At 62.7% G+C, this 15,244-nt stretch carries 15 protein-coding genes; 12 read left to right on the top strand and 3 right to left on the bottom strand.

Annotation, left to right across the window (positions count from 1 at the left end):
- Position 1: 1 nt before the first annotated feature.
- Genes narJ through QEN71_RS10450 form a run of 4 tightly spaced genes read left to right on the top strand, consistent with a single transcriptional unit; the run spans position 2 to position 3,471 of the window.
- Entirely contained in the window at positions 2-730 is a 729-nt protein-coding gene (gene narJ / locus QEN71_RS10435) for a nitrate reductase molybdenum cofactor assembly chaperone (protein WP_201649119.1), read from the top strand.
- Positions 727-1,410, top strand: a complete 684-nt coding sequence (gene narI, locus QEN71_RS10440; RefSeq protein WP_201649118.1) for a respiratory nitrate reductase subunit gamma — start codon at positions 727-729, stop codon at positions 1,408-1,410. The genes narJ and narI overlap by 4 nt, the downstream gene beginning before the upstream one ends.
- Before the next feature lie 4 nt (positions 1,411-1,414).
- Positions 1,415-2,194 carry a peptidylprolyl isomerase gene (locus tag QEN71_RS10445; RefSeq protein ID WP_201649117.1) on the top strand — a complete coding sequence of 260 codons (780 nt, stop codon included), beginning with the start codon at positions 1,415-1,417 and terminating at the stop codon, positions 2,192-2,194.
- A 14-nt stretch (positions 2,195-2,208) separates the two neighbouring features.
- Positions 2,209-3,471: an MFS transporter gene (locus QEN71_RS10450; protein WP_201649116.1), complete on the top strand. Its 1,263-nt coding sequence runs from the start codon at positions 2,209-2,211 to the stop codon at positions 3,469-3,471.
- 30 nt (positions 3,472-3,501) lie between these two features.
- Here QEN71_RS10450 and QEN71_RS10455 read toward each other — a convergent pair whose 3' ends face one another.
- Positions 3,502-4,425, bottom strand: coding sequence for a LysR family transcriptional regulator (locus tag QEN71_RS10455; RefSeq protein WP_201649115.1), 924 nt, complete (start codon positions 4,423-4,425; stop codon positions 3,502-3,504).
- A 158-nt stretch (positions 4,426-4,583) separates the two neighbouring features.
- Here QEN71_RS10455 and benA point away from each other — a divergent pair, with 158 nt between their 5' ends.
- From benA to QEN71_RS10475, 4 genes are read left to right on the top strand one after another with little or no spacing between them, the layout of a single operon-like run.
- Positions 4,584-5,951, top strand: coding sequence for a benzoate 1,2-dioxygenase large subunit (gene benA / locus QEN71_RS10460; protein WP_201649114.1), 1,368 nt, complete (start codon positions 4,584-4,586; stop codon positions 5,949-5,951).
- Complete coding sequence (gene benB, locus QEN71_RS10465) at positions 5,948-6,451, top strand: benzoate 1,2-dioxygenase small subunit (protein ID WP_201649113.1); 504 nt, start codon at positions 5,948-5,950, stop codon at positions 6,449-6,451. Before benA ends, benB begins: the two co-directional genes overlap by 4 nt.
- 28 nt (positions 6,452-6,479) lie before the next feature.
- On the top strand, positions 6,480-7,502 hold the full coding sequence (gene benC / locus QEN71_RS10470; protein WP_201649112.1) for a benzoate 1,2-dioxygenase electron transfer component BenC: 1,023 nt from the start codon (positions 6,480-6,482) through the stop codon (positions 7,500-7,502).
- 5 nt (positions 7,503-7,507) lie between these two features.
- The gene (locus QEN71_RS10475; protein ID WP_201649111.1) at positions 7,508-8,287 is read left to right on the top strand and encodes a 1,6-dihydroxycyclohexa-2,4-diene-1-carboxylate dehydrogenase; all 780 of its coding nucleotides are present in this window, start codon (positions 7,508-7,510) and stop codon (positions 8,285-8,287) included.
- A gap of 24 nt (positions 8,288-8,311) precedes the next feature.
- On the opposite strand, the gene QEN71_RS10480 is transcribed toward QEN71_RS10475, so the two are convergent.
- Positions 8,312-8,701 carry a hypothetical protein gene (locus tag QEN71_RS10480; protein ID WP_201649110.1) on the bottom strand — a complete coding sequence of 130 codons (390 nt, stop codon included), beginning with the start codon at positions 8,699-8,701 and terminating at the stop codon, positions 8,312-8,314.
- 32 nt (positions 8,702-8,733) lie between these two features.
- Between QEN71_RS10480 and QEN71_RS10485 the strand changes: the two genes are divergently transcribed.
- The 3 genes from QEN71_RS10485 to QEN71_RS10495 all read left to right on the top strand — a co-directional run bounded on the left by QEN71_RS10485 (position 8,734) and on the right by QEN71_RS10495 (position 11,389).
- Positions 8,734-9,900 (top strand): porin, encoded by a 1,167-nt coding sequence (locus tag QEN71_RS10485; RefSeq protein WP_201649109.1) that lies wholly within the window; start codon positions 8,734-8,736, stop codon positions 9,898-9,900.
- A 221-nt stretch (positions 9,901-10,121) separates the two neighbouring features.
- Positions 10,122-10,874: an NAD-dependent epimerase/dehydratase family protein gene (locus QEN71_RS10490; protein ID WP_201649108.1), complete on the top strand. Its 753-nt coding sequence runs from the start codon at positions 10,122-10,124 to the stop codon at positions 10,872-10,874.
- Complete coding sequence (locus QEN71_RS10495) at positions 10,871-11,389, top strand: cupin domain-containing protein (protein WP_201649107.1); 519 nt, start codon at positions 10,871-10,873, stop codon at positions 11,387-11,389. The genes QEN71_RS10490 and QEN71_RS10495 overlap by 4 nt, the downstream gene beginning before the upstream one ends.
- Positions 11,390-11,419: 30 nt before the next feature.
- On the opposite strand, the gene pdxR is transcribed toward QEN71_RS10495, so the two are convergent.
- Positions 11,420-12,958 carry a MocR-like pyridoxine biosynthesis transcription factor PdxR gene (gene pdxR, locus QEN71_RS10500; protein WP_201649106.1) on the bottom strand — a complete coding sequence of 513 codons (1,539 nt, stop codon included), beginning with the start codon at positions 12,956-12,958 and terminating at the stop codon, positions 11,420-11,422.
- A gap of 229 nt (positions 12,959-13,187) precedes the next feature.
- Between pdxR and QEN71_RS10505 the strand changes: the two genes are divergently transcribed.
- A complete protein-coding gene (locus QEN71_RS10505) occupies positions 13,188-15,089 on the top strand; it encodes an AI-2E family transporter (protein WP_201649105.1) in 1,902 nt (633 codons plus the stop codon).
- The last annotated feature ends 155 nt before the right edge of the window (positions 15,090-15,244 follow it).

Genomic DNA, 15,244 nt, shown 5'->3' on the forward strand with positions numbered 1-15,244 from the left:
CATGGGTTCACGTGATGCAATTTCGCCCGGCGCGGCCTATGCGGTGCTGGGCGCACTGCTGAGCTATCCGGACGCGCCGCTGCTCGATGCGCTTCCCGAAGCACGCGAACTGCTGCGTGCCGAACGCGGCCTGAGCCGCGACGCGCGTGCAGGCCTCGATCAGTTCATCGACTATTGCGCACAGCGCGATCTCTTCACGCTGCAGGAGAACTACGTCGCGCTGTTCGATCGCGGCCGCTCGACATCGCTCTATCTGTTCGAGCACGTTCATGGCGAATCGCGCGATCGCGGGCAAGCGATGGTCGATCTGCTGCGCATGTACGAGACACATGGACTGCATCTCGCAGCGGGCGAACTGCCTGACTATCTGCCCGTGTTCCTCGAATATCTGTCGCGTCTTCCCGCTGCGGAAGCGCGTTCGCTCCTCGCGGAAACGGGTGAGATCCTGCAATCGATCACCGCGCAGCTTGCCAAGCGCGGCAGCCCGTACAGCTTCGTGGTGGGCGCGCTGCTGTCGCTCGCGGGCGTCGGCAAGGGCGAGAAGCCCGACGCACTACACGACGACGATGCGCAACAGGCGCCGACGTCCGCCGACTATCGCGCGCTCGACGCCGCCTGGGCCGACGAGCCCGTGCGCTTCGTCGGCGCGGAAATCCCTGCGCAAGCGCCCATTCACTTCTACGACAGCCGCACATCACGCAATCCGGGCAAACGGGAGAACAGGTCATGAGCGACTATTTTCATCAGTTCGTGTTCGGCATCTATCCGTACATCTGTTTTGCCGTGCTGCTGCTCGGCAGCCTCGTGCGTTTCGATCGCGAGCAATACACGTGGAAGAGCGATTCGTCGCAAATGCTGCGGCATGGCTCGCTGCGACTCGGCAGCAATCTGTTTCACTTCGGCATTCTCGTCGTGGTGGGCGGGCATTTCGTCGGCTTCCTGGCGCCGCATTGGCTCGTCTCGCCGTTCCTGTCGGCGTCGATGCACCAGTTGCTCGCGATGGTCGCGGGCGGCGCAGCGGGCGTCGTCGCGATCATCGGCCTGAGCATCCTGATACATCGGCGGCTTTCCGATGTGCGCATCCGTCGCAACAGCCGCATCTCCGACATCGTGATCGTGCTGATTTTGTGGGTGCAGCTTGCGCTCGGTCTCGGCACTGTCCTGCTGTCGATGCGTCATATGGACGGCGCGATGTTCGAGCAGCTTACCGACTACGTGAAAGGCGTCGTGACGTTCCAGCCGAACATCGCGAGCCTGCTGGTGGGCGTGCCGCTCACGTATCAGGTGCATATCGCGCTCGGCTTCACGATCTTCCTGATCACGCCATTTACGCGGATGGTGCACATCTGGAGCGGCTTCGCATCGATTGCGTATCTGATCCGTCCGTATCAGCTCGTGCGCAAGCGCTGAGGAGATGACGATGAGCACGATCGAACAGTCTGCACTGCGCGTGAACGGCATCGACATCGATGCAGCTTCCATCGACGCCGAACTCGAACATCAAACGGATGCACCGGATCCACTCGAAGCCGCGCGCCGTGCTTTGGTGATCCGTGAATTGCTGCGGCAGCGTGCCGTTGAATTGAAGCTGATTCCGGAAGGCGATTCGCTGGATGATGCATCGCTGGATCAATTGCTCGAAAAAGAACTGAGCGTGCCGACAGCGACGCGCGCGGACTGCGAGCGTTATTACGCAAGTCACCCGGCGAGCTTCCGTCGCAACGACATCGTTTTCGCTAGCCATATTCTGTTCGCCATCACAGAGCATGCGCCTCTCGCGCTGATCCGGCAGAAGGCCGAAGCAACGTTGCACGCCATTCTCACTTCACCCGAATCCTTCGAAAACACCGCGCACGAAGTATCGAACTGCCCTTCTGCTGGCGTCGGCGGCAGTCTTGGCCAGTTGTTGCGCGGCGACAGCGTGCCTGAATTCGAGCGCGCCGTGTTCGATACGCAGGACACGGGCGTGCTGCCAAGGCTCGTGAATACGCGGTTCGGCTTTCATATCGTTCGTATCGAGCGACGAGTCGACGGCGAGCGCCTCGCGTTCGAAAGCGTCGAAGCCGATATCGCCCGTTTTCTCGGCGAACGCGTGCGCCACAAGGCGATTCAGCAATACGTGACGGTGCTCGCATCGCGCGCGCAGATCGAAGGCCCGCAACTCGGCGAGGCCAATGGGCCGCTGCTTCAATAAGAGAGGTAACACCTATGAGCACACACAGCGGTGCGAACAAAATCGGCGGCACTCCCGCCGTCAGCTTGCAGGCGTGGTCCGTATTGCTGTCGAGCACGCTGGCGTTTCTGGTCTGCTTCGTCGTCTGGATGATGTTCGGCGTGCTCGGCGTGCAGTTGCGAGAAGACCTGCATCTCAACAGCACGCAATTCGGCCTGCTGACGTCGACGCCCGTGCTGACGGGTGCCCTGATGCGTCTGCCGCTCGGCGCATGGACCGACCGCTTCGGCGGACGCATCGTGATGACAGTGCTGCTGGTCGTCTGCGCGATCCCTGTGTATATCGTCAGCTATGCGACGGCCTTCTGGCAGTTTCTGCTGATCGGGCTCTTTCTGGGTTGTGTTGGCGCTTCGTTCGCAGTCGGCACGCCTTACGTGGCGCGTTTCTTTCCGCCCGAACGGCGCGGCTTCGCGATGGGTTTCTTCGGCGCGGGCACGGCGGGCGCGGCCGTGAATCTGTTCGTCACACCGTCCTTGCAGGCCGCGTATGGATGGCGCTTCGTGCCGCGCGTCTATGCCGTCGCATTGCTCGTCACCGCGCTGATCTTCTGGTTCGCGTCGGCACGCGATCCGGGCGCAGGCAAGACACAAGGCTCGTTGCTCGATTCGTTCAAGGTGCTGCGCAATCCGAATGTGTGGCGTCTGTGCCAGTACTACTCGATCACGTTCGGCGGCTTTACGGCACTGTCGTTGTGGATACCGCAGTATCTGAAGGCCGAATACGGCATGTCGCTCGTGATGGCGTCCGCGTTCGCCGCGGGTTTCTCGTTGCCGGGCTCGGTGCTGCGCGCGGTGGGCGGCGGACTCGCCGATCGCTTCGGCGCACATAGCGTCACATGGTGGGGATTGTGGGTCGCGTGGATCTGCCTGTTCCTGCTGTCATATCCGTCGACGGATCTGGTGATTCACACGATAGACGGCACGCGTACGTTGCACATCGAAATCACGCTTATCGTGTTCGTGCTGCTGACGTTCCTGCTCGGCGCGGTGTTCGCGTTCGGCATGGCGTCGACATTCAAATACGTCGCCGACGATTTCCCCAACAACATGGGCGTCGTAACGGGCATCGTCGGCCTGGCAGGCGGATTAGGCGGTTTTCTGCTGCCGATCCTGTTCGGCGTCCTGCTCGACTTCTTCAAGATCCGCTCGACGTGCTTCATGTTTCTCTACGGGATCGTGTGGGTCTCGCTGATCCTGATCTATCTGTCGGAAGTGAAACGCACGCCTGTGACAGGGTAGTTTGCAAATGCCGCCGCACGACGGTGCACGTCAAGCATCGTCCGCATGCGGCGGCAGATACTCCATGTTCGCTTCTTCATAAAGCTGATAGATCAGTTCGAGCATTTTCGTGAGATCTTCCGATTCGTCGAGCATGCGCATGCTCATGATGATGGGCGACACCAGGTTCGAATCGTCGAGTTCCTTGTAGCTGACATCGTCGCGCTTGAGTCCATACACACTGCTCGGCACGACGGAAATGCCCTCGCCCGCCGCCACCAGTCCCAGCGCAATCTGCAATTCACGCGTCTCGTAGATATGCGACGGTTCGAGCCCGCGATCGCGGAACGCGGCCAGCACCTGATCCGCGTAACTCGGACGCGGCGCCTTCGGAAAGATGATCAGCGTTTCGTTGATCAGATCGTGCAGCGACAACACCGGCTTCAGATCCGCTAACGGATGCCCCAACGGCAGCGCGACGATCATCCGCTCCTCGCGCAGCACGATACGTCTGATGCTCGGGTCTTCGTGACGGATGCGCCCGAAGCCCACGTCGATCGTGCCTTCTTTTAGCGCCTTGATCTGGTCCATCGTCGACATTTCGAGCAACGTCAGTTCGACGGCGTGATGTTCGGTGCGAAAGCGCCGGATGATTTTCGGCAGCATGCCATACAGCGTCGAACCGACGAATCCCACCGAAAGACTGCGCTCGATCTTGCCGACGCGTCGCGTCATCGACTCCAGTTCGGCCGTTTGCGCGAGCAATTGCACTGCGTGCGAATAAAAGAAGCGCCCCGTGTCCGTCAATTCGACAGGCCGCGAATTGCGCACGAACAGTTGCACGCCGAGCAGTTCTTCGAGTTGTTGCATCTGGCGACTAAGCGGCGGCTGCGCGATATGCAGCCTTTGCGCGGCGCGCGTGAAGTTGCGCTCTTCGGCGACGGCGACGAAATAGCGGAGATGGCGCAGCTCCATGACGATACCCCTTGGATATTGAACTGATACTAAATCAGTGTTGGACGCACCGTATGTGCGCCAACTACTCTTCACTCACACGCAGCGCCCTCAAAAATTATACCTTTCGGGTAGCAACCAGACGACGGGCGAGCGAAGACATCGAAAGGAGACATCCGATGATCCCCATCTACCCGGACCGCAGTCCGAAGCTCAAGCACATCGACGACTATCTGGTGGAAGACGCGGCACGCGGCGACTATCGCCTGCATCGCAGTGCATTCACCGACGAAGCGCTGTTCGAGCTGGAAATGCAGCACATTTTCGAAGGCAACTGGATCTATCTCGCGCACGAAAGCCAGATTCCTTCGAACAACGATTACTTCACGACGACGATGGGCCGTCAGCCCGTCGTCATCACGCGGAATCGCCAGGGCGAACTGAGCGCGCTCGTCAATTCGTGCACGCATCGCGGCGCCATGCTGTGCCGCCACAAAAGCGGCAACAAGGCGACCTTCACTTGCCCGTTCCACGGCTGGACCTTCAATAACAGCGGCAAGCTGCTGAAAGTGAAAGACCCTGCCGATGCGGGTTATCCCGAGTGCTTCAATCACGAAGGCTCGCATGATCTGAAGAAAGTGGCGCGTTTCGAAAGCTATCGCGGCTTTCTGTTCGGCAGCCTGAATCCCGATGTGAAGCCGCTTACCGAATATCTCGGCGAGGCCGCGCGCATCATCGACATGATCGTCGACCAGTCGGAACAAGGCCTCGAAGTACTGCGCGGTTCATCGACGTACACGTATGAAGGCAACTGGAAGCTGACGGCGGAAAACGGCGCGGACGGTTATCACGTGTCGGCCGTGCACTGGAATTACGCGGCGACCACGAATCAGCGCAAGGAAAAGAACGCCGCCGAAGACAAGATCCGCGCAATGGATGCAGGCGGCTGGGGTCGTCAGGGCGGCGGCTTCTACGCGTTCGAGCACGGCCACATGCTGCTGTGGTCGCGCTGGGCGAACCCGGAAGACCGCCCCAATTTCAATCGACGCGACGAATTCGCCGCACGCTGCGGTGGCGAAACGGCTGACTGGATGATCCAGAACTCGCGCAATCTGTGCCTCTATCCGAACGTGTATCTGATGGATCAGTTCGGCTCGCAGATTCGCGTGCTCAAGCCGCTGTCCGTCAACAAGACGGAAGTGACGATCTACTGCATCGCCCCCAAAGGCGAATCCGATGAAGCGCGCGCACGCCGCATCCGCCAGTACGAAGACTTCTTCAACGTGAGCGGCATGGCGACGCCCGACGACCTCGAAGAATTCCGCGCGTGCCAGCAAGGCTATGCGGCGCGTTCGGTCGAATGGAACGACATGTGCCGCGGCTCGACGCACTGGATCGAAGGTGCGGACGAAGGTGCGCAGAAGATCGGTCTCAAGCCGCTGCTCTCCGGCGTGAAAACGGAAGACGAAGGGCTTTACACGATCCAGCACCGCTACTGGGTCGAAACGATCCGCGATGCCCTCGTGAAGGAAAGGAGCGCAGCATGAGCACGATTGCGACGACGCCGACGCTCGCGGAGCTTCAGGCCTATCTCTACCGCGAAGCACGCTTGCTCGACGACGAGCAATGGGACGAATGGCTCGATCTGTATCACCCGGACGCCGTCTTCTGGATGCCCTCATGGGACGACACGGACAAGCTGATCACGGACCCTCAGCGCGAGATTTCGCTGATCTATTACCCGAGCCGCCAGGGCCTCGAAGACCGCATTTTCCGCATCAAGACGGAGCGGTCGAGCGCGACGATTCCCGATACGCGCACGTGCCACAACATCAGCAACGTAGAACTTGAGAGCCACGACGATGGCGTCTGCACGGTGCGCTTCAACTGGCACACGCTCAGCCATCGCTACAAGACCAATTACAGCTACTTCGGCATGTCGCGCTACGTGATCGATTTCAACAGCGAGTCGCCGCGCATCCTGAACAAGTATGTCGTGTTGAAGAACGACTACATCAATCAGGTCATCGACATCTATCACATCTGAGCGCGCAAGCCGCAGTCAGGAGCAGTCCATGGAACATCGCATCGCACTTCAGTTCGAAGACGGCGTCACGCGCTTCATCACGTGCCGTGACAACGAAACGCTGTCGGACGCAGCGTACCGTCAGAAGATCAACATTCCGCTCGATTGCCGCGACGGCGCATGCGGTACATGTCGCGGTTTCTGCGAATCGGGCAGCTACGATTTGCCCGAAGAGAGCTATATCGAAGACGCGTTGACGCCCGAAGACGCCGCGCAAGGCTATGTGCTCGCTTGCCAGACGCGACCGCGCTCGGATTGCGTGATCCGTGTGCCTGCTTCGTCGGCGGCATGCAAGACGGGCGTCGCGCGACATGAAGGCACGCTCGCCAATGTGCAAAAGCTGTCCGACTCGACAATCGAATTTTCGATCGACGTCGACGCGCCCGATCAGCTCACGTTCCTTGCGGGTCAGTACGTGAACGTCGAAGTCCCAGGCAGCGAACTGTCGCGCTCGTATTCGTTCAGCTCTGCGCCGGGCGAGTCGCGTGTGTCGTTCGTCGTGCGCAACGTGCCCGAAGGCAAGATGAGCACGTATCTGAGCGACCACGCGCAAGCGGGTCAACGTGTGGCGTTTTCCGGGCCATACGGTGCGTTCTATCTGCGCGACGCCGCGCGCCCTGTGCTCTTTCTCGCAGGCGGCACGGGCATCGCACCGTTCCTGTCGATGCTCGACGTGCTCGGCGCAAAAGAAGGCGCAAAGCAGCCCGTACGCATGGTGTACGGCGTGACGAACGACATCGATCTCGTCGCGCTGCCGCAACTCGATGCCGCGCAAGGCAAACTGCCCGACTTCGAATATCGCACCTGTGTGGCCGATCCCGCGAGCGAACATGCGCTCAAGGGCTACGTGACGGCGCATGTCGATCCCGCGTGGCTGAACGATGGCGATGTCGACGTATATCTGTGCGGCCCTGTTGCGATGGTCGATGCAGTGCGCAGCTGGCTCGGCGATATCGGCGTGACGCCCGCCAGCTTTCACTACGAAAAGTTCTCTGCCACTAACGCGGCCTGACCATCATGAATCGACGTTTTGAAGGAAAAGTAGTCGTCGTCACAGGCGCGGCGCAAGGGATTGGACGCGGTGTCGCGATTGCGGCCGCACGTCAAGGCGCGACCGTCGTGCTGTGCGACCGTTCGGATTTCGTGCACGAAGTCGCCGCTGAAATCTCCGCGCCGGGCGCGCGCTGCATCGCCGTGATCGCCGATCTGGAAACCTATGCGGGCGCGTGCAAGCTGACGGAAACCGCGCTCGGTGCATTCGGCCGCATCGACGTGCTGATCAACAACGTGGGCGGCACGATCTGGGCCAAACCGTATCAGGAATACGACGAAGCGCAGATCGAAGCCGAAGTGCGCCGCTCGCTCTTTCCGACGCTCTGGTGCTGCCGCGCCGTGCTGCCGTCGATGATCGAACGTCAGGCGGGCGCGATCGTCAACGTGTCGTCGATTGCGACGCGCAGCATCTATCGCGTGCCGTATGCGGCGTCGAAAGGCGGCGTGAATGCATTGACGGCGAGCCTCGCGTTCGAACACGCCGCCGACGGCATTCGCGTGAATGCGGTTGCAACGGGTGGCACGGAAGCGCCGCCGCGGCGCGTGCCGCGCAATGCACAACAGGAGACCGAACAGGAAGCGCTCTGGTATCAGGGCATCGTCGATCAGACCAAAGCGACGAGCCTGATGCATCGCTACGGCACGATCGACGAACAGGTCAGCGCCATTCTCTTTCTCGCTTCGGACGAAGCCTCGTACATCACGGGCACAGTATTGCCCGTGGGCGGCGGCGATCAGGGCTGAGTGTCTGGCCGCTTTCGCTTTCATTCACACGCGGTCATTCATATAGGCGCAGACGAAAAAAAACGCGGCTGAAAGAGCCGCGTTCAAGCGTGTCGTCTGCTGCGTGCAGACAGGATGAAACGGAACAAATTCTAAAGCATTGCGCGAAACGATAAACCCTGCAAGATGCAATTCATTATCGTTGTTTCCGCAATATTCGCGATCGAACGACGATACTGTTGAATCATTGCGATAAAGCCCTTCAATGTTCGTGCACCAAAGACAATCGACGGCCTTAAGCGAGCAGAATAAGCGCGATGGAAATACTGTTTGTATGAAGCCGCAATAATCGCAACATCGCGTGTTGTGAATTTCACTAATGCAGCATTTTGGCTTTTTTACATTTCCTGCGTGCACCTTTAGTCTCTCGTTCATTCATGCATTACCACACGCAGGAGAAGAGAAGAATGAAGCGCACTGCCCTCTCGATGATGTCACTGGCCGCTCTGGCCACGGCCACCAGTGCCGCACATGCACAAAACAGTGTCACGCTGTACGGCACGATCGACACGGGGATCACCTACGTTCACAACGCCTCGGGCAACAACAGCCTGTGGTCGCTCGGCAATACAAGCGCAGGCAATCTGTCAGGCACGCGCTGGGGCCTCAAGGGCAGCGAAGATCTGGGCGGCGGACTGAAGGCTATTTTCCAGCTCGAAAACGGCTTTGATCCGAGCAATGGCAAATTGAATCAGGGCGGCCGGCTGTTCGGCCGTCAGGCATTCGTCGGCCTGACGCAAGATCAGTACGGTTCCGTGACGCTCGGCCGTCAATACGATCCGCTGATCGATCTCGTGCAAGGCATCACGGCCGACAACTACTTCGGCAGCGCATTCGCGACAACCGGCGACGTCGACAACTACGACAACAGCTTCCGTGTGAACAATGCGGTCAAATACACGTCGCCCGTATTCGCGGGCCTGCAGTTCGAAGCGATGTATTCGTTCGGCGGCGTGGCGGGCAGCACGGGTTCCGAGCAGTCGTATTCGGGCGCCGTCGCGTACAACAACGGTCCCATCGGGCTCGCGGCAGGCTACTACTACACGACCAACAGCCCGGCCTCGGAAGGCATTCGCACGACGTGGAACAGCACGTCCGACGGCACGTTCGACGGCCCCGTCAACCTCGGCTATCAGACGGCGCACTCGATCGGCATCGCGCGCGTCGCTGGCCAGTACACGGCCGGTCCGTTCACTTTCGGCCTCGGCTACAGCAACGCGCAGTATCGTCGTGACGACAGCTCGGTGTTCGGTTCGAACGAACGCTACAACACGGGCCAGGGCTTCGTGAACTATCAGGCAGCGCCCTCGATCCTGCTCGGCGTCGGCTACAGCTATACGCATTCGAACGGCGACACGTCGGCGACGTACCATCAGGTGTCGCTCGGCGCGGACTATACGCTGTCGAAGCGCACCGACCTGTACATGACGGCCGCCTACCAGCACGCAAGCGGCCAGACGCGCGACGCAACGACCAACACGATCACCGACGCGCAGGCATCGATCGGCTCGTACGGCTATGCAGGCACGAGCCATCAGGAGATGGTCAACCTGGGCATTCGTCACAAGTTCTAAAAACGTAAGTGCCTCGGCGGTGCGATGCGTCGCCGGGCTTCGATCTATACGGCGGTTTCGTCCGGCGCGCACGCGTGACGGTTCGAATCCGCCGTTTCTATTTGCGCGACCGTTTCGATATTGGCTCAATCAATCTGTCGATAATGGATCTTTCTACGTGCCATTTTCGATCGTAGTCTTCGGGTGTGGGCTGAAATGCCCGGCATTTACGGAGATCATCGATGAACACCTCAATCTTTCTGGCAGGCGCAACGGGCGCGATCGGCAGCGCGCTCGTCCCGCTGCTGGTCGATGCGGGCTACACCGTCTACGGCAGCACGCGGCGCGCCGAGCGCGCGGCACAAATCGAACGGGCGGGCGCGACGCCCGTCATCGTCGACGTATTCGACGCACAGGCTCTCAAGAACGCGCTGCTACATATTTCGCCTGCCGCCGTGATCCATCAGCTGACCGACCTCCCGCCCGCGCTCGATCCGGCGAAAATGGCGCAAGCCATCACAGGCAATGCTCGGATTCGCGACGAAGGCACGCGCAATCTGCTCGCCGCGGCGCTTGCGGCGGGCAGCAAGCGTTTCGTCGCGCAAAGCATCGCGTGGGCCTATCGCGAGGGCGCGCAACCGTACGACGAAACCCGGCCGCTCGACACCGATGCGCAGGGCAACCGGTTGGTCACGGTGCGCGGTGTCGCGTCGCTCGAAACGCAGGTGCTCACCGCGCCGCTGATCGGCACGGTGCTGCGTTATGGACAGTTGTATGGCCCCGGCACGGGCTCGGATCAGGCAAAAGGCGCAAGCCCGCTTCACGTCGATGCGGCCGCGCACGCCGTCGTGCTCGCACTCAGGCATGCGCGAGCAGGCGCGTTCAATATCGCCGAGGACAACCCCGTCGTATCGACGGACAAGGCGAAGCGCGAACTAGGCTGGTCGCCTGGCTGGCGGCATGCTGCGGCACTCGAAAGGAGCATGGAGAGATGAACACGGCGCCTCTGTTCGCGAGCCACAATGCACGGCATGCGCGCACCTTCGCGACCGTCGCGGTGCTCGCGCTCGCACCGCTCGCAATGCTGCCGACGCGCCCTGCCATCGATTGGCTCGACGCGATCTGCAGCACGCCGTTGTTCAGCGACGCGTCATCGTCGTCGGGTGCAGCAGCGCAACGCCCGGTGACGACATCGCACGTGCTCTCGTGCGAGCCGCTTGCAAACGTGCCCGGCAAATCTGTGACGACCGTCGTCGTCGATTTTCCGCCGCTCGGTTTTACGGGCGCGCATCGGCATCCGGGCGCGGTCACGGCGTATGTGATCTCGGGCACGCTGCGCTCGCAATTGAACAGCGGCCCCGCCGTCGACTATCGCAGCGGTCAGACGTGGTTCGAGCCGCCCGGCACGCTGCACGATTTCGTCGAAAACACGGACCCCGCGCGGCCAGCGAAACTGCTCGCCGTGTTCGTCACCGATTCGAACTGCGGGCCGCTCGTGCTGCCGCCCTGAATGTCGCCCTGACCCGCCCGCGAACATCGTTCACGTCCTGTAGAGCATCCTCTGCAACACGCGCGCCAACGTCCGCGCGCCCGCATCGATCTCGTCCGCACCGACGCCGGCGAATCCCAGCACCAGCCCCGCGGGCGCAGCACGCTCGATCGCATACGACGACAACGGGCGCGTCTCGATCCCCGCTTCGGCGGCAAGACGCGCAGCAAGCGCATCGTCGGCACCTGCGGGCAGGAACGCGGGCGCATCCAGCCCCGCGACGATGGGCGGCAGCGCGAGCAGTCCCGTCCAGTGCCGTCGCGCCGCTTCACGCAGCGCTTCGGCGCGCTCGCCATACAGCTCGCGCATGCGCCGCACGTGACGGCCCGCATGCCCTTCCGCGATGAACGCGTGCAGCGTCGCCTGCTGATCGAGCGGCACGTGCCGGGCCGTCAGCGACCACGCAGAGACAAACGGGTCGACGAGTCGCTCGGGCAGCACCGCATACGCGATCCGCAGCGCCGGAAACAGCAGCTTGCTGAACGTGCCGCAATAGATCACGTGGTCTGCCTTGTCGAGACTTTTCAGCGCCGCGAGCGGCCGTCCCTCGAAGCGATACTCGCTGTCGTAGTCGTCCTCGATCACGAGCGCGCCTTGCGCGTGCGCCCAGTCGAGCAGCGCGAGCCGCCGCTCCAGCGAAAGCGCCGGACCCAGTGGCGCCTGACGCCCCGCCGTCACATACGCGAGCCGCGCATGGGGCGCGAGCCGGCGGCCTTCGGCGACGTCGATGCCATACATGTCGACGGGAACGGCCGCGATGCGCGCGCCCGCCGCTTCGAGCACGAGCCGCGCGCCGTGATAGCCGGGATCTTCCATCCACGCAGCGTCGCCGGGATCGAGCCACAGACGCGCCGCGAGATCGATCACCTGCTGCACGCTGCCGACGATGGCAATGTGATCCGCTGTGCAGGCGATGCCGCGCGTCACGCGCACGTGCTCCGCGATGACCTCGCGCAACGGACGATAACCTTGCGCCTCGCCGTCGGCGAGCATCGAACGGTTCAACAGCCGCGAACGGCGCGCCGCGACACGCGCCCACAGCGCGAAGGGAAACGATTGGAGATCGGGCTGACTCGGCCGGAACGCGCGCGATGGAAACGAACGGCCTTCGATGGCAAACGCACTGCGCGCCAGCAAGCGTCCGCGCGCGGACAGCGCGATGCCTGGGTTCGCTGCATTGGCGTTAGCGGCAGCAGCGCGCGTCCCCGCTTTCCTGCGCGTGTGCGGCAGCGCAGCGGACGCGGGCGCCGCCTCGAAGCGCCCGTCCGGCAACTCGCTCGCGACGAAGCTGCCGCGTCCGACCGCGCCCGACAGATAACCTTCCGCCGCGAGCTGCGCGAACACGCCCAGCACCGTGCCGCGCGAGACGCCATGACGCGCGGCGAGATCGCGCGTCGCGGGCAGGCGTGCGCCCGGACCGAGCCGTCCCTGCAGGATCGCCGCGCGTAATTCGCCATAGAGCCAGCGTTGCAGCGGCATGCCGTCGGGGCGCTCGTTCAGTGGAAGGTCGATTTCAGTCGCACGCCGCATGGTTGTCGCTCCGTAAATGGCTCAGTGCCGGGCAGAGAACTTGCGCACCCGACCAGGCCAATCCCGCGATTATGCCCGCTCGCCCGCCGCGCCGACGCTGCCCGCCGCAGTTGCTAAACTGAAGTGGCCGCCACGCGCGCAGCCTGTCGTTCATGCAGTTGGGCCTGCGTCTTGCTTACAATGGCTGCCTCTTCTATCGATGGCACGCCCCACCGCGGCATACGACGTCATGAAACTGCCCCTCACCCCGCAACGCCCTTCGCCCAACCGCGTGTACCCGCCGGGGACACCGGGACTGCACGGCCTGACGTCGGTGATCACGTTCGTCGTTGTAGTTTGCGGACTGTACTTCGCGCGCGAAGTACTCATTCCGATCACGCTCGCGGTGCTGCTGAGCTTCCTGCTCGCGCCGCTCGTCAGCCTGCTGCGGCGTCTGCATTTCGGCCAGTTGCCGTCGATCTTCGTCGCCGTGCTCACCGCCGTCGTCACGCTGCTCGCCGTCAGCACGCTGATCGGCGCGCAGGTCGCGCAACTCGCCGGTTCGCTGCCGCAGTACCAGGCGGCCATCGAGCGCAAGGTCGAGACCGTGCAGGAGAAAACGGTCGGACGCGCCGATGCGCTGCTGTCGCGCGCCGCTGCCGCGCTCGCGCGCGTCGCACCCGAACGCGAAACGCCGCCGCACGAAGCCGGCCGCTCGCAGAAGCCGACGGTCGCCGCGCCGTTGCCCGTCGAAGTGCACGAGCCGATTCCGTCGCCGCTGGAGGTCGCGCAGCGCGTCTTCTCGCCCGTCGTCGGCCCGCTCGAAACGATGTTCATCGTGCTCGTCGTGACAATCTTCATCCTGCTGCAGCGTGAGGACCTGCGCGACCGCCTGATCCGTCTGTTCGGCGCGCGCGACCTGCATCGCACGACTACCGCCATCAACGACGCCGCAAGCCGTCTGTCGCGCTACTTCGTCGCGCAACTCGGCGTGAACCTCGGCGCGGGCGCGACGATCGCGATCGGCCTCGCGATCATCGGCGTGCCGGGCGCGCTGCTGTTCGGCGTGCTGACCGCGCTGCTGCGCTTCGTGCCGTACATCGGCACATGGATCGCGGGGCTGCTCGCCGTGATACTCGCGGCCGCCATCCAGCCGCAATGGACGATGGCCGTGTGGACGATCGTGCTGTTCGTGACGATCGACGTCGTCGCGGGCCAGGTCGTCGAGCCGCTGTTGTATGGACATAGTTCGGGGCTGTCGCCGCTCGCCGTCGTCGTCGCGGCGATTTTCTGGAGCTGGCTGTGGGGGCCCATCGGCCTCGTGCTGTCGACGCCGCTTACGCTGTGCCTCGTCACCCTGGGCCGATACGGCGAGCGCCTGAAGTTCCTGACCGTGCTGCTAGGCGATCAGCCCGCGCTCACGCCCGCGCAAAACTTCTATCAACGCTTACTCGCCGACGATCCGCACGAGGCCATCGTGCAGGCCGACCGTTTTCTCAGGGAAATGCCGCTGACCCGCTATTACGACGATGTCGCGCGCGAAGGCTTGCGGCTTGCGCGCAACGACACGCTGCGCGGCGTGTTCGCGCCCGAGCAGATGGCGCGCATGAACGAGACGCTGCTCGATATCGTCGAAAACCTCGAACAGGTCGAAGGCATGCCCGAGGACAAGGCCGACGCGCACGCGCCCGACGCACTCCCCGCCCTGTCGCCCGAAGACGCCGCGCAGCAGCACGTCGTGTGCGTCGCGGGCCGCGGCGCGTTCGACGAAGTGACCACGGCCATTGCCGTGCAATTGCTCACGCGGCGCGGCTTCGCGCCCGTCACGGCGAACTACGCGCAGTTCAGACGCGGTCAGGCCGAGGCGCTCGGTGCGGATGGCGCGGCGATCGTCTGCGTGATCACGCTCGATGCACCTGAAGCGCCGCCGTATCTGCGCAATCTGCTGCGCCGTATCCGCGAACGTGCACCGGGCGCGCATCTTATCGTCGGGATTGGCGGACAATCGGAGCGCGTCGACGAAGTCGGCGCATTGAGCGGCACGCACAACGCGAACGGCTTCAGCGATCTCGTCAGCCAGTGCATGCAGGCGGCGAGCGCGCGGTCGGCGCAAGCTGCTGTCGAGCCGACGCCGCGCGGCGTCGACGCGTAAGCCCGCTTTCACTGCGGATGCATCACGCGCTTCATACGTTCTGCGCGGAGGCGTTCGTCAAGCACGATTTGTCTGCACCTTCTCACGGCAAAGCGCCCATGCAGTGATAAGCTGAATGAAAGCGCGTGCGACGCCGCATGCAAGGTCGCGCGCGC

Source organism: Paraburkholderia sabiae, assembly GCF_030412785.1.
Classification (GTDB): domain Bacteria; phylum Pseudomonadota; class Gammaproteobacteria; order Burkholderiales; family Burkholderiaceae; genus Paraburkholderia; species Paraburkholderia sabiae.